This is a genomic window from Pseudomonas faucium, assembly GCF_021602585.1.
GTDB classification, from domain to species: domain Bacteria; phylum Pseudomonadota; class Gammaproteobacteria; order Pseudomonadales; family Pseudomonadaceae; genus Aquipseudomonas; species Aquipseudomonas faucium.
The window spans coordinates 1-23,378 of the sequence record NZ_BQIP01000039.1; the positions used below are offsets into that span (position 1 = coordinate 1).

The window sequence follows — 23,378 nt, forward strand, 5'->3', positions numbered from 1 at the left end:
CATCTACAAGACCGACGCCAAGGTCAAGGAACTGATCCCCGACGACGCCCACCTGCACCGCTGGCTGGACATGGCCCGCGAGCGCATCAGCTTCCAGGGCCTGCCGGCGCGCATCTGCTGGGTTGGCTTGGGCCTGCGCGCCAAGCTGGGCCTGGCGTTCAACGAAATGGTGCGCAGCGGCGAGCTGTCGGCGCCGATCGTGATCGGCCGCGACCACCTGGACTCCGGTTCGGTGTCCAGCCCCAACCGTGAAACCGAAGCCATGCAGGATGGCTCCGATGCCGTGTCCGACTGGCCGCTGCTCAATGCCCTGCTCAACACTGCCAGCGGCGCGACCTGGGTCTCCCTGCACCACGGCGGCGGTGTCGGCATGGGCTTCTCGCAGCACTCTGGCATGGTGATTGTTTGCGACGGTACTGATGAGGCGGCTGAGCGAATTGCTCGCGTGCTGACCAACGACCCGGCCACCGGGGTGATGCGCCATGCTGATGCGGGGTACCAGATTGCAATCGATTGTGCCAAAGAGCAGGGGTTGAACCTGCCGATGATTACTGGCTGACCTGGATTGGGGGCTGCTTTGCAGCCCTTTCGCGACACAAGGCCGCTCCTACAGGGAAGCGCGGTCGTCTGTAGGAGCGGCCTTGTGTCGCGAAAGGGCCGCGCAGCGGCCCCCAAACCCAGCATTTCCTTGCAAGGACTGCCGATTTCCACTTTCAAGTTTGGGAGCGTCACGCAATGAAAACCAACAAGACCTTGCTTGCCTCGCTATTCACCCTTGGCCTGCTCGGCTTCGCCGGCAGCAGCCAGGCGGCTGGCTGGTGCGAGTCTGGCAAGCCGGTGAAGTTCGCCGGGCTGAACTGGGAAAGCGGCATGCTGCTGACCGACGTGATGCAATTCGTATTGAAGAACGGCTACGGCTGCGAGACCGATAGCCTGCCCGGCAACTCCATCACCATGGAAAACGCCCTGGGCACCAACGATATCCAGGTGTTCGCCGAAGAGTGGGTCGGCCGCAGCGAGGTCTGGAAGAAGGCCGAGGCCGCCGGCAAGGTGGTCGGCGTCGGCGCCCCGGTGCTGGGCGCGGAGGAGGGCTGGTACGTGCCCCGTTACGTGATCGAAGGCGACGCCAAGCGCAAGCTCGAAGCCAAGGCGCCGGACCTGAAGAATGTCGCCGACCTGGCCAAGTACGCCAGCGTCTTCAAGGACCAGGAAGAGCCGAGCAAAGGCCGCTTCTACAACTGCCCGGCCGGCTGGACCTGCGAGCTGGACAACAGCCAGATGCTCAAGGACTACGGCCTGGAAAGCAGCTACACCAACTTCCGCCCCGGCACCGGCCCGGCGCTGGATGCCGCGGTACTGTCGAGCTACAAGCGCGGCGAGCCTATTCTGTTCTACTACTGGACCCCAACCCCGCTGATGGGCCAGGTCGACCTGGTCAAGCTGCAGGAAAAACCGGGTGTGGATAAATCGGTGTCGATCAAGGTCGGCCTGTCCAAGACCTTCCACGAGCAAGCTCCCGAGCTGGTCGCGGTGCTGGAGAAGGTCAACCTGCCGATCGACCTGCTGAACCAGAACCTGGCACGCATGACCAAGGAGCGCATCGAGTCGCCCGCACTGGCCAAGGCGTTCCTCAAGGAACATCCTGAAGTCTGGCAGGCCTGGGTCAGCGATGAGGCTGCCAAGAAGATCAACGCGGCGCTTTGAGCGTCCACAGCTGATGAGTGGAACCTATGTTTCCTGACAACCTGACATTTTCCATCGCCGACTGGGTCAACGGTTGGGTCGACGCCCTGGTGACCAACTATGGCGACGTGTTCCGGCACATTTCCGACACCCTGCTGTGGGCCATCGTCAGCCTCGAAGGCGCCCTGCGCGCCACCCCCTGGTGGCTGATGCTCGGCGTGGTGGCGCTGATCGCCTGGCACGCCACCCGGCGCATCCTGCCAACCCTGGTCATCACCGGGTTGCTGTTCCTGGTCGGCGCCGTCGGCCTGTGGGACAAGCTGATGCAGACCCTGGCGCTGATGCTGGTGGCCACGCTGATCTCGGTGCTGGTGGGCATCCCGCTGGGCATCCTCTCGGCGCGCAGCAACCGCCTGCGGGCGGTGCTGATGCCGCTGCTCGACATCATGCAGACCATGCCCAGCTTCGTGTACCTGATCCCGGTGCTGATGCTGTTCGGCCTGGGCAAGGTGCCGGCGATCTTCGCTACGGTGATCTACGCCGCACCGCCGCTGATCCGCCTCACCGACCTGGGGATTCGCCAAGTGGATGGCGAGGTGATGGAGGCGATCAACGCCTTCGGCGCCAACCGCTGGCAGCAACTGTTCGGCGTGCAGCTGCCGCTGGCGCTGCCTAGCATCATGGCCGGCATCAACCAGACCACCATGATGGCCCTGTCGATGGTGGTGATCGCCTCGATGATCGGCGCCCGTGGCCTGGGCGAAGACGTGCTGGTGGGCATCCAGACCCTCAACGTCGGCCGCGGCCTGGAAGCGGGCCTGGCCATCGTCATTCTCGCGGTGGTGATCGACCGCATTACCCAGGCCTACGGCCGGCCACGCCATGAGGTGAGCAAATGAGCACGCAGGCGATCAGCAAGATCGAAGTGAAGAACGTCTTCAAGATCTTCGGCGACCGTGCCGACGAGGCCCTGCAGATGATCCGCAACCAGCAGGGCAAGGAGCAGGTGCTGGCGCAGACCGGCTGCGTGGTCGGGGTCAACGACCTGTCGCTGTCGATCGGCAGCGGCGAGATCTTCGTCATCATGGGCCTGTCCGGCTCGGGCAAGTCGACCCTGGTGCGCCACTTCAACCGCCTGATCGACCCCACCAGCGGGCAGATCCTGGTCGATGGCGAAGACATCCTGCAGTACGACATGCAGGCCCTGCGCGAATTTCGCCGGCGCAAGATCAGCATGGTGTTCCAGAGCTTCGGCCTGCTGCCGCACCGCAACGTGCTGGACAACGTCGCCTATGGCCTGAAGGTGCGCGGCGAGAGCAAGCAGCTGTGCGCCGAGCGTGCCATGCAGTGGATCGAGACCGTGGGCCTGAAGGGCTACGAGAAGAAGTACCCGCACCAGCTCTCCGGCGGCATGCGCCAACGTGTGGGCCTGGCCCGGGCGCTGGCGGCGGACACCGACATCATCCTCATGGATGAGGCGTTCAGCGCCCTCGACCCGCTGATCCGCGCCGAAATGCAGGACCAGCTGCTGGAGCTGCAGAAGACCCTGCACAAGACCATCGTGTTCATCACCCACGACCTGGACGAGGCGGTGCGCATCGGCAACCGCATCGCCATTCTCAAGGACGGCCGCCTGATCCAGGTTGGCACGCCGCAGCAGATCCTTCACAACCCGGCCGACGAGTATGTCGACCGCTTCGTCCAGCGCCGCGCGGTCGCGGTATGAGGAGCCCCATGTCGCAAGTTGCAACCGTGGTCATCACCGGCGCCGCGCTGCGCTGGCAGGACATCGCCGCCGTGGCCCGCCATGGCGCGCGCCTGGAGCTGGCGCCGCAGGTGTGGGCGCGCATCGACAACGCCCAGGCCATCGTGCGCCATATCGTCGACAGCGGTGAGCGCGCTTATGGCGTCAACACCGGGCTCGGTGCGCTGTGCAACGTATCCTTGCAGGGCGAACAGCTCGCGGCGCTGTCGCGCAATACCCTGCTCAGCCACGCCTGCGGCGTCGGCCCGGCGCTGCCCGATGAGCAGGCGCGGGCGATCATCTGCGCTGCCGTCGCCAACTACAGCCACGGCAAGTCCGGGATCCAGCGCGGCGTGGTCGAGGCGCTGCTGGCGCTGCTCAACCACGGCATCACCCCGCAGGTGCCGTCCCAGGGCTCGGTGGGTTACCTGACCCACATGGCCCACGTCGGCGTCTGCCTGCTGGGCATCGGCAAGGTCAGCTACCGCGGGCAGGTCGTCGAGGCCGCCGCAGCGCTGGCCGCCGAAGGCCTGGAGCCGGTGCAGCTGGGCGCCAAGGACGGCCTGTGCCTGGTCAATGGCACGCCGTGCATGACCGGTTTGGCCAGCCTGGCGCTGGACGATGCCAGCCGCCTGCTGCAATGGGCCGACGTGATCGGCGCCATGAGCTTCGAGGCCCTGCGTGGGCAGATCGCCGCCTTCGACCCTGAAATCATCGCGCTCAAGCCGCACCCGGGCATGCAGGTGGTGGGCGAGAACCTGCGCGCCCTGCTCGCGGGCAGCGAAGTGATCGCCTCCAGCAAAGGCATCCGCACCCAGGACGCCCTGAGCATCCGCTCCATCCCGCAGGTGCACGGCGCCGCCCGCGACCAGTTGGCCCACGCCGCCCGGCAGATCGAGGCGGAGCTCAACGGCGCCAACGACAACCCGCTGCTGCTGGGCACCCCAGGCGACTTCCGGGTGGTCTCCCAGGCCAACCCCCACGGCCAGTCGGTGGCCATGGCCGCCGACCTGCTGGCGATCGCCATGGCCGAGATCGGCTCGATCGCCGAGCGCCGCCTGGATCGCCTGGTCAACCCGCTGGTCAGTGGCCTGCCGGCGTTCCTGGTGAGCAACCCAGGGGTCAACTCGGGGATGATGATCGCCCAGTACGTGGCCGCCTCGCTGTGCGCGCAGAACCGCCAGCTGGCGCAACCGGCGGTGCTCGACAACTACGTGACCTCGGGCCTGCAGGAAGACCACCTGAGCCTGGGCACCAATGCCGCGCTCAAGCTGCACCAGGTGCTGGAGAACTGCACGCAGGTCCTGGCCATCGAATACCTGCTGGCCGCCCAGGCCTTCGAATTCCTCAAGGAGCAGCGCTTCGGCGCCGGCACCGAGGCCGCCTGGCGCCTGCTGCGCGAACAGGTGCCGGCCTACTTGGAAGACCGCTGGCTGGCCCCCGACATCGCCCGCGCCGCCGCGCTTCTGAAAGCTTCGCAAGGGCCGCAGCCGGTGCTGCCGGCGCTGCACTGAACACGCAAAGGAGTCTGAACATGGAAGCGTTGAACCTCGTGCCCGGCCGCCTGACCCTGGCCCAGCTGCGCCGTATCCACCTGGCGCCGGTGCAGCTGAGCCTGGATGCCAGTGCTGGCGCTGCCATCGATGCCAGCGTCGCCTGCGTCGAGCGGATCATCGCCGAAGACCGCACGGCCTACGGCATCAACACAGGTTTCGGCCTGCTGGCCTCGACCCGCATCGCCAGCCATGACCTGGAAAACCTGCAGCGCTCGCTGGTGCTGTCCCACGCCGCCGGCATCGGCGCGCCGCTGGACGACGCCATGGTGCGCTTGATCATGGTGCTGAAGATCAACAGCCTGGGCCGTGGTTTTTCCGGCATTCGCCGCAAGGTCATCGATGCGCTGATCGCCCTGGTCAACGCCGAGGTCTACCCGCACATCCCGCTCAAGGGCTCGGTGGGCGCTTCCGGCGACCTGGCGCCGCTGGCGCACATGTCGCTGGTGCTGCTTGGCGAAGGCAAGGCGCGCTACCGGGGTGAATGGCTGCCTGCCAATGAAGCCCTGGCCGTGGCCGGCCTCGAGCCGCTGACGCTGGCCGCCAAGGAAGGCCTGGCGCTGCTCAACGGCACCCAGGCTTCCACCGCCTACGCCTTGCGTGGCCTGTTCCAGGCCGAAGACTTGTTTGCCGCCGCCATTGCCTGCGGCGGCCTGACGGTGGAGGCCGTGCTGGGTTCGCGTTCGCCATTCGATGCGCGCATCCATGCCGCCCGTGGCCAGCTTGGCCAGATCGATACTGCGGCGTGTTTCCGCGACCTGCTGGGCGAGTCCACCGAGGTGTCGCAGTCGCACAAGCACTGCGGCAAGGTTCAGGACCCGTACTCGCTGCGCTGCCAGCCGCAGGTCATGGGCGCCTGCCTGACCCAGTTGCGCCAGGCTGCCGAAGTGCTGGGCGTCGAGGCCAACGCTGTGTCGGACAACCCGCTGGTGTTCGCCGCCGAAGGCGATGTGGTGTCGGGCGGCAACTTCCACGCCGAGCCAGTGGCCATGGCCGCCGACAACCTGGCCCTGGCGATTGCCGAAATCGGCGCGCTGAGCGAGCGGCGCATCTCGCTGATGATGGACAAGCACATGTCGCAGTTGCCACCGTTCCTGGTGGAAAACGGCGGGGTCAACTCCGGCTTCATGATCGCCCAGGTCACCGCAGCGGCCCTGGCCAGCGAGAACAAGGCGCTGTCGCACCCCCACAGCGTCGACAGCCTGCCGACTTCGGCCAACCAGGAAGACCACGTGTCGATGGCCCCGGCTGCCGGCAAGCGCTTGTGGGAAATGGCCGAGAACACCCGGGGCGTATTGGCCATCGAATGGCTCGGCGCCTGCCAGGGCCTGGACCTGCGCGAGGGGCTGAAAACCTCGGTGAAGCTGGAGCAGGCGCGCCAGGTGCTGCGCCGCGAGGTGCCGCACTACGACCATGACCGCTTCTTCTCGCCGGATATCGAGGCGGCCAGTGCCTTGCTGGCCGAAGGCAAGCTGACCGCGCTGTTGCCGGCCGGCGTGTTGCCAAGCCTGTAAACGCGGCCAGGGCAGATGTGGGAGCCGGCTTGCCGGCGATGAATGCACCGCGGAGCATGGCACCGGCTGTGCCGGTGATCGCCGGCAAGCCGGCTCCCACAGCTCCCACAAGTGCCCCGGCAGAACAGCGATGAACATCGGAGTTTGTGTATGAGAACCCTCTGGCAGCATTGCCACGCGGCCACCATGGCCCAGGGCAGCTACTCGGTCATCGAGGACGCCGCCATCGTCAGCAACGCCGGCCTGATCGAGTGGATCGGCCCGCGCGCTGACCTGCCGTCGCTGGATTTCGCCCGCACGGTCGGCCTCAATGGCGCCTGGGTCACCCCGGGCCTGATCGACTGCCACACCCACGCGGTGTTCGGCGGTAACCGCAGCGGTGAGTTCGAGCAGCGCCTGCAGGGCGTGAGCTATGCCGAGATCGCCGCCCAGGGTGGCGGCATCGCCAGCACCGTGCGCGCCACCCGCGCCGCCAGCGAAGACGAACTGTTCGCCAGCGCCCGCCAGCGCGTGCAGGCGCTGATGCGCGACGGCGTGACCACCCTCGAGATCAAGTCCGGCTACGGCCTGGACCTGGCCAACGAGCGCAAGATGCTGCGCGTGGCCCGGCGCCTGGCCGAGGAGCTGCCGCTGGCCGTGCGCGCCACCTGCCTGGCCGCCCATGCCTTGCCGCCGGAATACGCCGGCCGGGCGGACGACTACATCGCGCACATCTGCGATGAAATGCTCCCGGCCCTGGCCGAAGAAGGGCTGGTGGATGCGGTCGACGCCTTCTGCGAGCACCTGGCGTTTTCCCCGGCGCAGGTCGAGCGGCTGTTCATCAAGGCACGCGAGCTGGGCCTGCCGGTCAAGCTGCATGCCGAGCAGCTGTCGTCGCTGCACGGCTCCAGCCTGGCCGCGCGCTACCAGGCGTTGTCTGCCGACCACCTGGAATTCATGACCGAAGAAGATGCCATGGCCATGGCCAAGGCTGGCACCGTTGCCGTGCTGTTGCCGGGCGCCTTCTACTTCCTGCGCGAAACCCAGCTGCCGCCGATGGAGGCCTTGCGCCGCCACGGGGTGAAAATCGCCCTGGCCAGCGACCTCAACCCCGGCACTTCGCCTGGGCTGTCCCTGCGGCTGATGCTGAACATGGGCTGCACGCTGTTTCGCATGACCCCGGAAGAAGCCCTGGCCGGCGTCACCGTGCATGCCGCCACGGCCCTGGGCCTGGGCCACAGCCATGGGTCGCTGGAGGCCGGCAAGGTCGCCGACTTCGTCGCCTGGCAGATCGAGCGCCCCGCTGACCTGGCCTACTGGCTGGGCGGCGACCTGCCCAAGCGCGTGGTGCGCAAGGGCCACGAAATCTCCAACTGAGCGAGGCGAGATGGACAAGGTATTGAGTTTCCACCAGGGCCGTTTGCCCCTGCTGATCAGCATGCCCCACGCGGGCCTGCAACTGACCCCGGCCGTGCGCGATGGCCTGGTGGACGAGGCGCGCAGCCTGCCCGACACCGACTGGCATATCCCGCGCCTGTACGATTTCGCCCGCGAGCTTGGGGCCAGCGTGGTGGCGGCGGAGTATTCGCGCTTCGTCATCGACCTGAACCGGCCCGATGACGACAAACCGCTGTACGCCGGCGCCACCACCGGCCTGTACCCGGCCACGCTGTTCGAGGGCGAGGCGCTGTTCAAGGAAGGCCAGGTGCCGCCCGCCGACGCGCGCAAAACCTACCTGGAACAGATCTGGCGGCCCTACCACCAGACCATTGAAAACGAGCTGGCGCGCCTGCGCGCCGAATTCGGCTATGCCCTGCTGTGGGATGCCCACTCGATCCGTTCGCTGATCCCGCATCTGTTCGAGGGCAAGCTGCCCGACTTCAACCTGGGTACCTTCAACGGTGCCAGCTGCGACCCTGAACTGGCCGAGCGGCTGCAAGGCGTTTGTGCCCAGGCGCGGGCCTACACGCATGTGCTCAACGGGCGTTTCAAGGGCGGCCACATCACCCGCCATTACGGCGACCCGGCCCGGCATGTCCATGCGGTGCAGCTGGAGCTGGCGCAAAGCACCTACATGGAAGAGGTCGAGCCTTTCGCCTATCGCCAGGACCTGGCGCAGCCCACCCAGGCGGTGCTGCGCACGTTGCTGGAAACCGCGCTGGCGTGGGGCCGCGAGCGTTACGCTCGCTAGGTGTTTGAGCGGAACCTGCGCGGCCTGTGAACAGCAGCCGCGCAGGCGGGCGAGGGGCTTACTCTGTGGATGAGCGCGGCCGGCGATCGGGGTTTGCAAATGACGTGAGTTCGCGAATCAGGCGGGCTTCACGTGCCTGCTTGCTGCGTTCCAGCGCCTTGAACTGCTCTTCGAGCGCCTCGAGCGGCCTGTCCGGGTACTGGTCGGGCAAGGCTGTCACCTGCTCCTGGTAGGCCTGTTCGATCTCGGCAAAACGCTGGGCATGGGCCTGGCGCAGGTGCTGGACCCAGCGTTCGTTGCCTGCGGCAAAATTCAGGAAGCCCTCGCCCAGCTCGCCTCGCTGCACTTGCAGTTCGGCATGAGCCAGCTCATCGATATTGGCCTTGATCGCATAGCGCAGGGTGTCGTCGGGCTGGCCCAGTTCCAGCATCGCGTTCAACTCCCGACGATAAGTGAGGCGCACTTCTGCCTCGTCCCTGTTGGCCGCTTCGCTCTTGGCGACGTCATCCAGGGCCTGCAGGCGGTACAGGCGGCGCAGTTCGCGATAGAGGTTGGCCTCGGTGTCTGCGGCATCGATCTGCAGGCGCCGGTTGGCGATGAACAGCTCGATGTTCTGGAACACCAGCAAAGCGCCGTCGTGGCACGTCTGGTCGCCATTGTCCTGCAGCAACGCTTCCCTGGCCTGGTGGCTGAACAGCGCCAGGTCGTCCGGGTCGACCACCGCGCTCACCAGTATCTTGCGCACCCGTTCGCACAGCGCCACGCGCGTCTTGCCGTTCTGGTAGGGCGCCGAATTGCGCAGGCGCCCGACCAGGGCCAGGAGGTTTTCGGCTTCGGGCATCGTCTGCAGGGTGGCCCAGCAATCGCGCAGGCTCTCGTTCTCCACGTCCGAGGCAAGCAGCCAGTCATTCACATTGGGCAGGTCGGCGATAGGGTCGAGGAAGGGCAGGTGGAAATGGCCGCCGGCGAACATGCCTTCATCCGATGAGTCGCTCATGCTGTCCGACAGGTCGATGGCGAAGGTGACATTGCGTTGGCTGTCCGACGAGGCTCGGGCACGGCTGACGGTTTCTTCGGTCAGCGGGTTGCCGAACAGCAGGATCGAGCTGATGGGGAAGTCGTGGTCCAGGTTGGCCAGGATGTGCGGGGGCAGGTCGGTGAGCCGGTTGTCACTGAGGTCGAGCATTTCCAGGGGCAGCAGGCTGTCCACCCAGGCCGGCCATGCGTCCAGCCCCATGCCGTTCAGGTCCAGCCGGCGCAGCGCCTGCAGGGCCGGGGGCGCGCTGCTGATCGGGCCCATGCGGTTGCTGGTCAGGTCCAGCGAATTGAGCGCGGGCAGGCGGCCGAGGGTGTCCAGCACCTGCTGGTCGATCAGCAGGCCCGAGCGGCGCAGGGCAATGTCGGTCAGCCCCGGCAGGCGCAGGAGGGCGGTCGGTAATGTCTGCTCTGCGCGCACGTAATCGTCGATGGTCAGGCGCGTGACCCTTGGGAAGCGCCTGAGCAAGGCCTCCAGCTGCGCCGTCGAGCCGCTGACCCGCTCCAGCGCAAGGTTATGCACTTGCTCGCTGAAAAACGGCGGCAAGGACCTGGGGAAGTGCTCCAGGGAAACATCGCTCAGGCGCAACGCCGCCCGGGTGAGGCCGACCTCCTGGTAGTGCCAGAACGCGTTCAGTTCGGTGGCGATCCGCGTGCGCGAAGCCATCACGGCCTGGCTCACCGGGGCGCTCGAGCTGGAGGCGTTGACGTAGTTGTCGATGGCATCGCGCAATTGCTGGCGTTGCTCCAGCAACGTGGCCAGGTGCCTGGTAAAAGCCTGCGTCTGGTCCATCTCGAAGCGCGCGGCGCGGCCGTCTGCGCTGAGCATCACGCGGCGGATATCGTCCTCGAACAGCGGGTTGCCCTGCAGCGAGATCAGCGCGTGGTCGGCGACGCTGATGCGGTTTTCGCGCAGGAAGTACGGCAGCACCCTGATCTGGTTGTGGCGCAGGCCGATGTGCCGCACCTGGGTCACCGGGTTGTGCCCCAGCCCTGCAGGCCAATGGTCCAGGCCCATGTTGTCGAGGCCCAGGTAATCCAGTGCCAACTCATCGAACGACGGCACGAACTGCTCGGACAAGCGGTTGCCGCTCAGGTCGAGCCGTCGCAGCTGGCGCAGGCCCGCCAAACTGTCGATGTCAGTCGAGGACAACGAGATGTTCTGGTTGGTCAGCTCCAGCGACTCCAGCGCAGGCAGCTGCTGGGCAATCACCGGCAAGCTGAACTGGAAGGGCGACGGCGTGCCTTGCGGGTGGTAGGGGCGGGTGATCTGCAGGGTCCTGAGGTTAGGGAACTGGCGAAGCAGGCTGGTCAGTTGCGGACCGTGCTGGCCCCAGCCTTCATAGTTTTCGGGCGACGTCTGGATCAGCTGCAGGTCCGTCACGCTGGCGGTGAAGAATTCCGGCAGCGGAAGGGGGAATTCCGGCAATGACAGGCGTTCGAGGCGAAGTGGCGGGGTTGCATCGCTGGCTGCGATGAAGGCGCGGTCGTACCAGTACTGGCTGACGGCGCTCATGAGCCGTTCGAAGTCTTCTGCGGGCCGCTGCGGCGACAGGGCTGCCAGCTCTCGCCACTCGGCCAGGCTGCTTTGCAGCTGGTTGCGTTGGCTTAGCAGGTTCCGGAGCATTTCATCGATCTGCACGCGGGTCAGGTTTGTGTTTTCCAGCGCTGTGAGGGCCTGCTCGGCAGGCCGGGGGACGGGGACGTACTGGCCGACCTGGCGGATCGAATTGAGCAAGGTGTGCCTTGAAAGGCTGGTTGCCCGCGGGCGCGTGCCGCCCAGTGGGTAGCCCGGCCGGCCGTCGGCCAGGCGCATGGGCGAGCGGTAGCCTGGGCGCACGCTCTGCATGGCCAGCAGCTGGCGCAGGGCCGTGCGCGGCAGCGGCGGTGCTTGTTGAAGCAGGTGCTCCAGCGCCCTGGCATTCTCGACCGCCAGTGCCTCGCGCTGCGCGGTGGTCAAGGCCTCGAACACCGCGTCAGGCAGCGAGGCGTGAAGCGAAACCAGCTGCTCAGGGTTTTGGCGGTCCATGACCACATAGCCTGCCTGCACACGGATGATCGACGTGGCTGCCGGCCCGTCAGCGCTGCCGATGTGGGTGGCCTGGGCTGGCGAGTACTGGTGCTGTTCCAGGGTGATGCGTATGTCGGCGGGCCACCCGTCAAGTTGCTCGAGGGTGTGCAGGAGCAGTACATCACTGTCCCAGTTGCGCACCTTTTCAAGGTAGAGCCCTTCGTAGGCGCGGTTCAGCCTTATGTGCTGCTGCAGTGGGCGAATCTCTTCAGCGAGCCGCAGGGGCACCTTGCCATTGGCCAGGTCCTGCAGCTCGGCTGGGCTGGCATGGCGCAGCAGCTCTTCGATTACGGGCGCCGGAAGCTGCGGGTAGCGCGCCTGGATGGCTGCGGCGCCGGGGCCTTGCGGCGTGGGCAGCTGCTGGTAGTGGCGCTCGAAGGTCGCCTGAAACACGCTGCGCTCGCTCAGCTCGGGTGCTGCCTGCAGCCTTTGGTAGAGCGTGAAGCGCGCCAGGGTATCTTCCAGTTGCGCGGGCAGGCGCTGGTTGTCGCAGAGTATCCGCCGCAGGGCATCTTCCTCGGTGCCGCTGGCACGCAGAATGCGCCGCGCCGTTTCTTCGCCGAACTGCCCGCCAAGGTGACTGGCACGGCGCAGCAGCGTCAGCTCCCCCCATTGTTCGGGCCTGTCTGCCGGGTGCAGCCAGGCGCCTGCGCCGTTGTGGCGCAGTGGCGGCTCGTAGCTCAGCGCCTTGCCCGGGTGCTCCAGGCGGTAGCCCGCGCCGTCGGCGGGAGCCTTGAGCGAATAGGTGTTGCCATCGAGTGCCAGCCAGGTCTTGCCTTCATGCTGATAGAGGCCGGATTCATCCGGCTGCAGGCCGGCAGGCAACACGATGTCGTGGGCGAACGGCTGGACGTCCGGCTGCCAGAGGCGGGCGGTGCCATCGGGCATGACCACAGGTTCGAGCTCTTCGATGAACGAGGGCACTTCCACGGCTATTCGCTCGACGGCCGGCGTGTCCGTGCCTGCGCCGGCTCCAGCCAGCGCGGCGGTGAGCACGAGGTTGTCGACGATGTCCATCAGGTAGGCGAAGGCTTGCTGGCGATCGCCCTCGGCCCATTGCTCGACGCCCTCGTACACCTCGTAGCTCAGCTGGATGAACGACAAGCCCAGCATCAGTGGCCCCAGGCCAGGGACGACGAAGGCGCCGACATTCAAGGCGGCGAACGCCAGCTGGGCGAAGTAGGCCATGCGTTTTTCGGCGCTTTTCTGGTCTTCCTGCGCGGTGGCCACGGCGTGGAACGCGGTATCGTCCAGGCGCCGCTGGCGCTTCTGGCGGGCCAGTTCGGCCAGCAGCGGCCGATTGAAGGGCTCCAGCGTCACCTCCACCCAGGCCTCGGGGTCGCGTATCCGCGTGGCCTGGCCGCCCTGGTGCGCTGGCGCTTGTGCCGTGCTCCAGTCGATCGGCTGCAGGCAGTCGCGCAGTTTTTCCATGAACTGCGCACTGTCGCGGGCCGGTACGCCTTGCTGCAGGTGTTTCACCTCCAGGGTCCACAGTTGTTCACGCAGGTGCGCCTGGGCTTGGTGAACGGTGTTGTGCACTTTCAGCGGCACTTGTGCACCGGGCAGGTAGGTGACCAGCACATCCTTGTAGGGCAGCCGCGCCACGTCGTAGCTCAGCAGCCACTCGGGGGAGGGCACGAGGCCTATGAGCAGTGCGCCGGTAAAGGGCGTGCCGAACAGGTTGAGGAAGGCGCAGCGCAGCGGGCTGTCCAGATAATCGGCCGCGCCGTCGCGGGCGAGTTTCAGCAGGGCCTCATGCAGGGGTGGCTCGATCATGCCGTTCAGGCAGGCCCTGTGCAGCTCCAGGCGCAGGGCGCAATGTTCCACCTCGGCGAGCGTCTGGTCGGCGCCAGGTGCGTAGGCCGCCTCGAGCAACGCCTGGTAACGGCCGCCCAGGTCCAGCTCGCGCACCAGGCTGGCAAAGGCCTGCGGGGCGATCGGCAGCGGCTGGCCGGTGGGTTGCAGGGCATGGAATTCATCGCTGTCGAGCACCAGCGCCTGCAGCGCTTGGCCATCCAGCCCCCCGGGCTGCGCCTCGGCCGCCTCGAAGTTCTGCAAGGCACAGTGCAGCAAGGGCTGGGTGGCGAGCTTGAAGGCCCGCTGGGCGCCAGCGATCGGGTCGCCCTCGATGTTCGCCTGGTAGGCCTCGGCCTTGGCGGCGTTGAACAGGTAGGTGCGGGCGACGTCCAGCGGCAGGCCGAAGCGCTCCTCGATGGCCGACGCCAGCTGTTGGCTGGCGAACTGTTCCAGGTCGGGGACCGAGGCGAACAGCGCATCGGCCTGTTGTTGCGCCTTGCGAAGGGCCGCGTAGTCCTCGGCCAGCGTGCGGGCGAGCGTCGGCTGGGCATGGGCGGCCTTGGCGAACCAGGGCGGCACGCCGCCCAGGGCCGCGCGCATGTGTTGCTGCTCCAGCTGGCTGGTGTGGGCAACCCAGGCCGGCGCCTTGTCACTGATCAGTTGCTGAGGGTGGGGGATGCTGGTCATAAGAGAGCCTCGCTTGATGGAGCGGCGAGGCTATCGGGCGCGGTGCCGGGCCTGTGGGTAGCATGATCTAGCGTCAGACACATGCTCTGAGCGCAATTCAGGTTTATGATGCCCAACGGCAGTCAATATCCTCACACGGAGTGCGCAATGCAGACCCTCTACCCGCAGATCAAACCCTACGCCCGGCACGATCTGGCCGTGGAAGCGCCGCATGTGCTGTATGTCGATGAGAGCGGCTCGCCAGAAGGTCTGCCGGTGGTGTTCATCCACGGTGGCCCGGGCGCGGGTTGCGATGCCCAGAGCCGTTGCTACTTCGACCCCAACCTGTACCGCATCATCACCTTCGACCAGCGCGGCTGTGGCCGCTCCACGCCCCACGCGAGCCTGGAGAACAACAGCACCTGGCACCTGGTCGAGGACATGGAGCGCATCCGCAAGCACCTGGGCATCGACAAGTGGGTGCTGTTCGGTGGCTCGTGGGGTTCGACCCTGGCCCTGGCCTACGCCCAGACCCACCCCGAGCGCGTGCATGGCCTGATCCTGCGCGGCATCTTCCTGTGCCGCCCACAGGAGATCCAGTGGTTCTACCAGGAAGGCGCCAGCCGCCTGTTCCCTGACTACTGGCAGGACTACATCGCGCCGATCCCGGCGGAGGAGCGCGGCGACCTGGTCAAGGCCTTCCACAAGCGCCTCACCGGCAACGACCAGATCGCCCAGATGCATGCCGCCAAGGCCTGGTCCACCTGGGAGGGCCGCACCGCCACCCTGCGCCCCAACCCGCTGGTGGTCGACCGCTTCTCCGAGCCGCAGCGGGCCTTGTCGATCGCCCGCATCGAATGCCACTACTTCATGAACGATGCCTTCCTCGAGCCCGACCAGCTGATCCGCGACATGCCCAAGATCGCCCACCTGCCGGCGGTGATCGTGCATGGCCGCTACGACGTGATCTGCCCGCTGGACAACGCCTGGGCGCTGCACCAGGCCTGGCCCAACAGCGAGCTCAAGGTGATCCGCGACGCCGGCCACGCCGCGTCCGAGCCGGGCATCACCGACGCGCTGGTGCGCGCGGCCGACCAGATGGCCCGGCGCCTGCTAGACCTGCCCCTGGAAGAAGCATGAAGGGGCTGTTGCAGCGCGTGCGCGGCGCGCGGGTAGAGGTGGCCGGCGAAATCGTCGGCGCCATCGACCAGGGCCTTCTGGTGCTGGTGGCGGTCGAGCCTGAAGATACCCGCGAGCATGCCGATAAGCTGTTGCACAAGCTGCTCAACTACCGGGTGTTCAGCGACGAGCAGGGCAAGATGAACCTGTCGCTCAAGGATGTGGGCGGCGGCTTGCTGCTGGTGTCCCAGTTCACCCTGGCCGCCGACACCCGCAGCGGCATGCGCCCGAGCTTCTCCAGCGCCGCACCGCCGGCGTTGGGCGCCGAGCTGTTCGACTACTTGCTGCAGCAAGCCCAGGGCCAGCACCCGGTTGTCGGCAGCGGGCGTTTCGGGGCTGACATGCAGGTGCACCTGGTCAATGATGGCCCGGTGACATTTCTGTTACAAATATGAGGTAAAAAAACCCTTTGTTTATAGGAAAACAAGGGGTTTTGTACGATAAATAGTTGGTTCAGCCTGATGCGTTGTAACGCATCCTGCTGGATAATCGCGCGCTGCGTGGGCCTGCGTTCGCAGGTTCGTTTCACTCTGACTCGAGCATTGTCTGGATCCGTTTGGGGAATCATTACGCCCTCACGGGGTCCGAACAGTGCTCGCCAACCCGGCATTTGTCGCTGGCCGTTGGTTTCATGATCTGTTTTCGGCGAGGGTTGCTCGTGATTGTTAGTCCCCAAAAAGCATCAAGTATCCCCGGCACTCGGCTGCGCAAGGCCCTGATGGCCAGTGTCGCACTGGTCGGCCTGATGAGCGCGGGCCAGCTGTGGGCATTCAATCTTGACGATGTTGCAGCCAAGGCAAAGGATCTCGCCGGCCAGAAGTACGAAGCACCTAAAAGCAATCTGCCGGCAGTCTTCCGTGACATGAAATTCGCCGACTACCAGAAGATTCACTTCCTGCAGGAAAAGGCCGAGTGGGCCAAGGACAAGACCCCGTTCAAGCTGTCGTTCTATCACCAGGGCATGCATTTCGACACGCCGGTGAAGATCAACGAAGTCACGGCGAGCAAGGTCGAGGAAATCAAGTACGACCCGAGCCGCTTCGAGTTCGGTGACGTGCCGCACGACCCGGAAACCACCAAGAACCTGGGTTACGCCGGTTTCCGCGTGCTCTACCCGATCAACAAGGCCGACAAGCAGGACGAGATCATGACCCTGCTGGGGGCCAGCTACTTCCGCGTGGTCGGCAAGGGCCACGTGTACGGCCTGTCGGCCCGTGGCCTGGCGATCGACACTGCACTGCCATCGGGCGAGGAATTCCCGCGCTTCACCGAGTTCTGGGTAGAAAAGCCCAAGCCGGCCGACAAGCACCTGGTGATCTACGCCCTGCTCGACTCGCCACGCTCCACCGGCGCCTACAAGCTGATCCTGCGTCCGGGCAGCGACACCGTGGTCGACGTGCAGTCGCGCGTGTTCCTGCGTGACCACGTCAGCCGCCTGGGCATCGCGCCGCTGACCAGCATGTACCTGTTCGGCCCCAACCAGCCGTCCAAGGTCCTCAACTACCGCCCGGCCCTGCATGACTCCGAAGGCCTGTCGATCCACGCAGCCAACGGCGAGTGGCTGTGGCGCCCGCTGAACAACCCGAAACACCTGGCCGTGAGCAACTTCAGCGTCGAGAACCCGCGTGGTTTCGGCCTGATGCAGCGTCAGCGCGCCTTCAGCGACTACGAAGACCTCGACGACAACTACCAGAAGCGCCCGAGCGCCTGGATCGAGCCGAAGGGCGACTGGGGCAAGGGCACCGTCGACCTGGTCGAGATCCCGACCGCCGACGAAACCAACGACAACATCGTGGCCTTCTGGAGCCCCGAGACGCTGCCTGAGCCAGGCAAGCCGATCGAGTACGCCTACCGCCTGCACTGGACCATCGACGAGCAGCAGTTCCAGGCACCGGACCTGGGCTGGGTCAAGCAGACCCTGCGCTCCACCGGTGACGTCAAGCAGTCCAACCTGATCCGCCAGCCAGACGGCAGCGTGGCCTTCCTGGTCGACTTCGCAGGCCCGGCCCTGGCCGCCCTGCCGGAAGACACCGCGGTACGCAGCCAGATCAGCGTCGGCGACAATGCCGAGGTGGTCGAGAACAATCTGCGCTATAACCCAGAAACCAAAGGCTGGCGCCTGACCCTGCGGTTGAAGGTCAAGGAAGCCAACAAGGCCACCGAAATGCGCGCCGCGCTGGTACGTGACGTGCCGGTCGAGCCGGCCAAGCCTGCCCAGGAAAGCAAGCAGGACAAGGCCGCTGCCAAGCACGCCAAGCACGAAAAAACCGCCAAGGCGCAGGAGCCAGCCAAGGCCGAACAACCTGCCGCCGATGCGGCGCCCACCAACGGGTCGCCGGCCACCACCGAAAAAGTGCTGACCGAGACCTGGAGCTATCAGTTGCCTGCCGATGAGTAACTCAAGCGCAAGGCCAGAATCGCTTGGCGAGTACCTGGCCCACCTCCCACTGAGCGATGAGCAGCGCGCGGAACTCGCCAGCTGCACGTCGTTCGGTGAGCTGCACCAACGCCTGGCGGCAAACCCTGCCGCCGACACCGCCGAGGCCGTCCAGGCCTCGGTGGGCGCGCGCCTGACCGTGGGCAGCGCCGCCGAGCTGGAAGACGCCGAAATGCTCGGCGTCGACGGCAGCGGCCGGCTGTGCCTGAAGATCGCGCCGCCAATCAAACGCACCAAGGTCGTGCCCGAGCCATGGCGCACCAACGTGCTGATCCGCATGTGGCGGCGCCTGACCGGCCGCACCAACGCCCCGCAGCCGGAGCAGCGCGAGCTGCCCAAGGCGCGCTGGCGCACGGTCGGCTCGATCCGCCGCTACATCCTGCTGGCCCTGATGATCGGCCAGACCATCGTCGCCGGCTGGTACATGAAGGGCATCCTGCCGTACCAGGGCTGGTCGTTCGTCGACCTCGACGAAGTGCTCAACCAGCCACTGTGGGACACCGTGGTGCAGGTTTGGCCGTATGCCTTGCAGACGTCCATCCTGATTCTCTTCGGTATCCTCTTCTGCTGGGTGTCGGCGGGCTTCTGGACCGCGCTGATGGGCTTCCTCGAGCTGCTCACCGGGCGTGACAAGTACCGCATTTCCGGCAGCAGTGCCGGCAGCGAGCCGATCGCCCCTGAAGCGCGCACCGCGCTGGTGATGCCGATCTGCAACGAAGACGTGCCGCGGGTATTCGCCGGTTTGCGCGCCACGTTCGAGTCGGTGGCCGCCAGCGGCAACCTCGACCGCTTCGACTTCTTCGTGCTCAGCGACACCAACGACACCGACATCGCCGTGGCCGAGCAACAGGCCTGGCTGGACGTGTGCCGCGAAACCAAGGGCTTTGGCCGCATCTTCTACCGCCGCCGCCGGCGCCGGGTGAAGCGCAAGAGCGGCAACCTCGACGACTTCTGCCGTCGCTGGGGCGGCGAGTACAAGTACATGGTCGTGCTCGACGCCGACAGCGTCATGAGCGGCGAGTGCCTGAGCAGCCTGGTGCGCCTGATGGAGGCCAACCCGGACGCCGGCATCATCCAGACCGCGCCGAAAGCCTCGGGCATGGACACCCTGTATGCGCGCATGCAGCAGTTCGCCACCCGCGTGTACGGCCCGCTGTTCACCGCCGGCCTGCACTTCTGGCAGTTGGGCGAGTCGCACTACTGGGGCCACAACGCGATCATCCGCATGAAGCCGTTCATCGAGCACTGCGCCCTGGCGCCGTTGCCGGGCAAGGGTGCGTTCGCCGGTGCGATTCTTTCCCATGACTTCGTCGAAGCCGCGCTGATGCGCCGCGCCGGCTGGGGCGTGTGGATCGCCTACGACCTGCCGGGCAGCTACGAAGAGCTGCCGCCCAACCTGCTCGACGAGCTCAAGCGCGACCGCCGCTGGTGCCACGGCAACCTGATGAACTTCCGCCTGTTCCTGGTCAAGGGCATGCACCCGGTGCACCGTGCGGTGTTCCTCACCGGGGTGATGTCGTACCTGTCGGCGCCGCTGTGGTTCTTCTTCCTGGTGCTGTCGACCGCGCTGCTGGCGACCAACACGCTGATGGAGCCGCAGTACTTCATCGAGCCCTACCAGCTCTACCCGCTGTGGCCGCAGTGGCACCCGGAGAAGGCGGTTGCGCTGTTCTCCACCACCATCGTGCTGCTGTTCCTGCCCAAGCTGTTGAGCATCGTGCTGATCTGGGCCAAGGGCGCGGTCGAGTTCGGCGGGCGCATCAAGGTCACCTTGTCGATGCTGATGGAGATGCTGTTCTCCATGCTGCTGGCGCCGGTGCGGATGATCTTCCACACCCGCTTCGTGCTGGCCGCGTTCCTCGGCTGGGCCGCGACCTGGAACTCGCCGCAGCGTGACGACGACTCCACGCCATGGAGCGAGGCGGTGCGCCGGCATGGCCCGCAAACCCTGCTGGGCTTTGCCTGGGCTGCCCTAGTGGCGTGGCTGAACCCGAGCTTCCTGTGGTGGCTGGCGCCGATCGTCGGCTCGCTGGTGCTGTCGATCCCGGTTTCGGTGATCTCCAGCCGCACCCGCCTGGGCCTGGCGGCCAAGGACGAGAAGCTGTTCCTGATCCCCGAGGAATACGCGACCCCGCAGGAGTTGCTGGCAACCGACCAGTACACCCACGAAAACCGCTGGCATGCCCTGCATGACGGCTTCGTGCGGGCAGTGGTCGACCCGCGGCAGAACGCCCTGGCCTGCGCCATGGCCACCGCCCGGCATGGCCAGGCGGCACCGATCGAGGCACTGCGCGCCGAGCGTGTGGCCAAGGCGCTGGAAGTCGGCCCCAAAGGGCTGGACCTCAATACCCGCCTGGCCTTGCTCAGCGACCCGGTGGCGCTGACCCGCCTGCATGAGCAGGTCTGGGCCGAGCACAACGCGGCGTGGATCGATGTGTGGCGCGCGTCGATCAACAACGACCCGCATTCGCCGCTGCTGCCGCTGCACCCGGAGAGTGAAGGCCAACCGGCACTCGTCGGCGCCTGATCCAGCCTGGGGCCGCTTTGCGGCCCATCGCCGGCAAGCCGGCTCCCACAGGCACCCCACAGATGCAAAGCACTGGGGTGAACCTGTGGGAGCCGGCTTGCCGGCGATGAGGGCCCGCGAAGATTCCCGCCCAATCGGATTTTGGCCAACAAAGTCCCCCCCGGCTCTAGGTCCCAGGGCCGCCATGCGTTAGCATCCCTTTCCGATAAAACACGCCGGCCGTTCTGGCCGAGCCAACGATAAGATTCGCTACTTTTCTTGCTAGGGGACTTGGTGATGATGAAGAAATACCTTTCGCGCCTGCTGGTGGGCGTCACCGCGCTGGTCGCGGTCGCTTGCGCCCAGGCCGGCGCCATCGACGACGCGGTCAAGCGTGGCACCTTGCGGGTGGGCATGGACCCCACCTACATGCCGTTCCAGATGACCAACAAGCGCGGCGAGATCATCGGCTTCGAGGTCGATATCCTCAAAGCCATGGCCAAGTCCATGGGCGTCAAGTTCGAGGCTGTTTCCACTGCCTATGACGGCATCATCCCGGCCCTGCTGACCGACAAGTTCGACATCATCGGCAGCGGCATGACCCTGACCCAGGAACGCAACCTGCGCCTGAACTTCAGCGAACCCTTCATCGTGGTCGGCCAGACCCTGCTGATCCGCAAGGAGCTGGCGGGCGAGATCAAGACCTACAAGGACCTGAACAACGAGAAGTACCGCATCACCTCCAAGCTCGGCACCACCGGCGAGATGGTTTCCAAGAAGCTGATCGCCAAGGCCAAGTACCACGGCTACGACAACGAGCAGGAAGCGGTGATGGACGTGGTCAATGGCAAGGCCGATGCCTTCGTCTACGACGCGCCGTACAACGTGGTGGCAGTGGAGAAGGCCGGCGCCGGCAAGCTGCTGTTCCTCGAAGAACCCTTCACCTACGAGCCGCTGGCCTTCGGCCTGAAGAAGGGCGACTACGACAGCATCAACTTCATCAACAACTTCCTGCACCAGATCAAGCATGACGGGACCTACGATCGTATCCACGACAAGTGGTTCAAGAACAAGGACTGGCTGAAGGAAATGGAATAAGGCCCCAGGCCACAAGCCAAGGCTTTGACCCCGACGCGCAGGTAAACCCTGCGCGTTCGCATTTACGGAAGTACCCACGTGATCAAACACAAGAAAGCCCAGTGGCCCTGGCACGCGCTGACCGCGCTGGTCCTGGTGGGCCTGGCGATCAGCCTGTACCTGGCCACTTCGATGATGTCCTACGAGTGGCGCTGGAACCGCGTACCGCAGTACTTCGCCTACAAGGCCGAGGAAGTACAGCGTGCCAGCGGCTACGGCACGGTGCAGGAAATCGTCGTCTCCGGTGATAACGCGCGCGTTACCCTCAAGGACGAGAGCGGCGATGAGCAAGTGCTCGACGTGGCCAAGGACAGCCTGCAACTGAGCCGTGGTGACGACGTCGCCGAAGGCGACCAGATTGGCGTGACCCGCCACTGGGCGGCTGGCCCGCTGGCCTGGGGCCTGTGGACCACCTTGTGGCTTTCGGTGGTGTCTGGCGCGCTGGGCCTGGTGATCGGCCTGTTCGCCGGGTTGTGCCGGCTGTCGAACAACCCGACCCTGCGCGACCTGTCGACGGTGTATGTCGAGCTGGTGCGCGGCACGCCGCTGCTGGTGCAGATCTTCATCTTCTACTTCTTTATCGGCACGGTGCTCAACCTCTCCCGCGAGTTCGCCGGGGTGGCGGCGCTGGCGCTGTTCACCGGTGCCTACGTGGCCGAAATCGTGCGTGCCGGCGTGCAGTCGATCGCCAAGGGCCAGAACGAAGCCGCGCGCTCGCTGGGCCTCAATGCCAGCCAGTCGATGCGCCACGTGATCCTGCCGCAGGCGTTCAAGCGCGTGCTGCCACCGCTGGCCGGGCAGTTCATCAGCCTGGTCAAGGACACCTCGCTGGTGTCGGTGATCGCCATCACCGAACTGACCAAGAGCGGCCGCGAGGCCATCACCACCTCGTTCTCGACCTTCGAGATCTGGTTCTGCGTGGCAGGCCTGTACCTGCTGATCAACCTGCCGCTGTCGCACCTGGCCAGCCGGCTCGAGCGGAGGCTTGCGCAAAGTGATTGAAGTCCGTGACCTTTTGAAAGTCTTCGACACCCGTGGCCAGGTGGTGCGCGCGGTGGACAACGTCACCACGCAAGTGGCCAAGGGCGAAGTGGTGGTGGTGCTCGGCCCGTCCGGTTCGGGCAAGTCGACCTTCCTGCGCTGCCTCAACGGCCTGGAGCACTTCGACGAAGGCCACGTGGCCATCGACGGCCTGCGCCTGGACGACCCGAAGACCGACATCAACGCCTACCGCCGCGAAGTCGGCATGGTGTTCCAGCACTTCAACCTGTTCCCGCACATGACCGTGCTGGAGAACCTGTGCCTGGCACAGAAGGTGGTGCGCAAGCGCAACAAGGCCGACCGCGAAGCCAAGGCCCGGGCGTTGCTGGAGAAGGTGGGCATTTCGCAGAAGGCCAACGAGTACCCGTCGCGCCTCTCCGGTGGCCAGCAGCAGCGGGTGGCGATCGCCCGGGCTCTAGCCATGGAGCCCAAGGTGATGCTGTTCGACGAGCCGACCTCGGCGCTCGACCCGGAAATGGTCGGCGAGGTGCTGGATGTGATGAAGACCCTGGCCCAGGAAGGCATGACCATGGTCTGCGTGACCCACGAAATGGGTTTTGCCCGGGAAGTGGCGGACCGCGTGCTGTTCTTCGATCACGGCAAGCTGCTGGAAGACTCGGCGCCGGCGGCGTTCTTCGATTCGCCTAGAGACCCGCGGGCCCAGGCTTTCCTGCGCCAGGTGCTGTAACCACTAGGGCTGCCTTGCAGCCCAATCGCTGGCAAGCCGGCTTGTATGGTGATACTCGAAGGGGTGGTGGGACGACAAAGCCGATTCTGACTGTTAGCCGCAGTACAGACCGTGGGAGACCTCGCCCCACCCCTTCACCAAAGCGCCGATAAAGAAT

Annotated in this window: 15 protein-coding genes and 1 pseudogene; 15 read left to right on the forward strand and 1 reads right to left on the reverse strand. The window is 65.9% G+C overall.

The genetic code is table 11. The features are described from left to right. The 8 genes and pseudogenes from L6D75_RS26225 to hutG all read left to right on the forward strand — a co-directional run. Positions 1-559: pseudogene (locus L6D75_RS26225) on the forward strand (urocanate hydratase); the annotation flags it as partial. A 176-nt stretch (positions 560-735) separates the two neighbouring features. After that, positions 736-1,704, forward strand: coding sequence for an ABC transporter substrate-binding protein (locus L6D75_RS26230; RefSeq protein ID WP_176514051.1), 969 nt, complete (start codon positions 736-738; stop codon positions 1,702-1,704). Between the two features lie 26 nt (positions 1,705-1,730). Further along, a complete protein-coding gene (locus L6D75_RS26235; RefSeq protein WP_008098126.1) occupies positions 1,731-2,582 on the forward strand; it encodes an ABC transporter permease in 852 nt (283 codons plus the stop codon). Beyond that, positions 2,579-3,409, forward strand: a complete 831-nt coding sequence (locus tag L6D75_RS26240) for a quaternary amine ABC transporter ATP-binding protein (protein WP_176514049.1) — start codon at positions 2,579-2,581, stop codon at positions 3,407-3,409. Before L6D75_RS26235 ends, L6D75_RS26240 begins: the two co-directional genes overlap by 4 nt. Positions 3,410-3,417: 8 nt before the next feature. Further along, positions 3,418-4,941 carry a histidine ammonia-lyase gene (hutH, locus tag L6D75_RS26245; RefSeq protein WP_176514047.1) on the forward strand — a complete coding sequence of 508 codons (1,524 nt, stop codon included), beginning with the start codon at positions 3,418-3,420 and terminating at the stop codon, positions 4,939-4,941. A gap of 20 nt (positions 4,942-4,961) precedes the next feature. Continuing rightward, entirely contained in the window at positions 4,962-6,494 is a 1,533-nt protein-coding gene (gene hutH / locus L6D75_RS26250) for a histidine ammonia-lyase (protein ID WP_176514045.1), read from the forward strand. 150 nt (positions 6,495-6,644) lie between these two features. Beyond that, positions 6,645-7,850 carry an imidazolonepropionase gene (gene hutI / locus L6D75_RS26255; RefSeq protein WP_176514043.1) on the forward strand — a complete coding sequence of 402 codons (1,206 nt, stop codon included), beginning with the start codon at positions 6,645-6,647 and terminating at the stop codon, positions 7,848-7,850. Positions 7,851-7,860: 10 nt separating this feature from the next. Further along, on the forward strand, positions 7,861-8,664 hold the full coding sequence (gene hutG, locus L6D75_RS26260) for an N-formylglutamate deformylase (RefSeq protein ID WP_176514041.1): 804 nt from the start codon (positions 7,861-7,863) through the stop codon (positions 8,662-8,664). 58 nt (positions 8,665-8,722) lie between these two features. Here hutG and L6D75_RS27670 read toward each other — a convergent pair whose 3' ends face one another. Continuing rightward, the gene (locus L6D75_RS27670; protein WP_176514039.1) at positions 8,723-14,254 is read right to left on the reverse strand and encodes a dermonecrotic toxin domain-containing protein; all 5,532 of its coding nucleotides are present in this window, start codon (positions 14,252-14,254) and stop codon (positions 8,723-8,725) included. A 147-nt stretch (positions 14,255-14,401) separates the two neighbouring features. Here L6D75_RS27670 and pip point away from each other — a divergent pair, with 147 nt between their 5' ends. From pip to L6D75_RS26300, 7 genes are all read left to right on the forward strand, one after another. Next, complete coding sequence (gene pip / locus L6D75_RS26270) at positions 14,402-15,373, forward strand: prolyl aminopeptidase (protein ID WP_176514037.1); 972 nt, start codon at positions 14,402-14,404, stop codon at positions 15,371-15,373. After that, a complete protein-coding gene (dtd, locus tag L6D75_RS26275) occupies positions 15,370-15,807 on the forward strand; it encodes a D-aminoacyl-tRNA deacylase (RefSeq protein WP_176514035.1) in 438 nt (145 codons plus the stop codon). Before pip ends, dtd begins: the two co-directional genes overlap by 4 nt. 263 nt (positions 15,808-16,070) lie before the next feature. Continuing rightward, complete coding sequence (locus L6D75_RS26280) at positions 16,071-17,810, forward strand: glucan biosynthesis protein G (RefSeq protein ID WP_219824858.1); 1,740 nt, start codon at positions 16,071-16,073, stop codon at positions 17,808-17,810. After that, positions 17,803-20,376 (forward strand): glucans biosynthesis glucosyltransferase MdoH, encoded by a 2,574-nt coding sequence (gene mdoH, locus L6D75_RS26285; RefSeq protein WP_176514031.1) that lies wholly within the window; start codon positions 17,803-17,805, stop codon positions 20,374-20,376. The genes L6D75_RS26280 and mdoH overlap by 8 nt, the downstream gene beginning before the upstream one ends. A 279-nt stretch (positions 20,377-20,655) precedes the next feature. Then, positions 20,656-21,453, forward strand: coding sequence for a transporter substrate-binding domain-containing protein (locus L6D75_RS26290; RefSeq protein WP_176514055.1), 798 nt, complete (start codon positions 20,656-20,658; stop codon positions 21,451-21,453). 78 nt (positions 21,454-21,531) lie between these two features. Continuing rightward, the gene (locus L6D75_RS26295; protein WP_176514028.1) at positions 21,532-22,494 is read left to right on the forward strand and encodes an amino acid ABC transporter permease; all 963 of its coding nucleotides are present in this window, start codon (positions 21,532-21,534) and stop codon (positions 22,492-22,494) included. After that, the gene (locus L6D75_RS26300; protein ID WP_176514053.1) at positions 22,487-23,221 is read left to right on the forward strand and encodes an amino acid ABC transporter ATP-binding protein; all 735 of its coding nucleotides are present in this window, start codon (positions 22,487-22,489) and stop codon (positions 23,219-23,221) included. The genes L6D75_RS26295 and L6D75_RS26300 overlap by 8 nt, the downstream gene beginning before the upstream one ends. Positions 23,222-23,378 lie beyond the last annotated feature (157 nt).

What these genes read in the sequence shown, in the direction of transcription:
- pip (WP_176514037.1), top strand. Translation starts at nt 14,402, where the DNA reads ATGCAGACCCTCTACCCGCAGATCAAACCCTACGCCCGGCACGATCTG.
- L6D75_RS26235 (WP_008098126.1), top strand. Translation starts at nt 1,731, where the DNA reads ATGTTTCCTGACAACCTGACATTTTCCATCGCCGACTGGGTCAACGGT.
- L6D75_RS26230 (WP_176514051.1), top strand. Translation starts at nt 736, where the DNA reads ATGAAAACCAACAAGACCTTGCTTGCCTCGCTATTCACCCTTGGCCTG.
- L6D75_RS26240 (WP_176514049.1), top strand. Translation starts at nt 2,579, where the DNA reads ATGAGCACGCAGGCGATCAGCAAGATCGAAGTGAAGAACGTCTTCAAG.
- L6D75_RS26290 (WP_176514055.1), top strand. Translation starts at nt 20,656, where the DNA reads ATGAAGAAATACCTTTCGCGCCTGCTGGTGGGCGTCACCGCGCTGGTC.
- hutH (WP_176514045.1), top strand. Translation starts at nt 4,962, where the DNA reads ATGGAAGCGTTGAACCTCGTGCCCGGCCGCCTGACCCTGGCCCAGCTG.
- dtd (WP_176514035.1), top strand. Translation starts at nt 15,370, where the DNA reads ATGAAGGGGCTGTTGCAGCGCGTGCGCGGCGCGCGGGTAGAGGTGGCC.
- hutH (WP_176514047.1), top strand. Translation starts at nt 3,418, where the DNA reads ATGTCGCAAGTTGCAACCGTGGTCATCACCGGCGCCGCGCTGCGCTGG.
- hutG (WP_176514041.1), top strand. Translation starts at nt 7,861, where the DNA reads ATGGACAAGGTATTGAGTTTCCACCAGGGCCGTTTGCCCCTGCTGATC.
- hutI (WP_176514043.1), top strand. Translation starts at nt 6,645, where the DNA reads ATGAGAACCCTCTGGCAGCATTGCCACGCGGCCACCATGGCCCAGGGC.
- L6D75_RS27670 (WP_176514039.1), bottom strand. Translation starts at nt 14,254, where the DNA reads ATGACCAGCATCCCCCACCCTCAGCAACTGATCAGTGACAAGGCGCCG.
- mdoH (WP_176514031.1), top strand. Translation starts at nt 17,803, where the DNA reads ATGAGTAACTCAAGCGCAAGGCCAGAATCGCTTGGCGAGTACCTGGCC.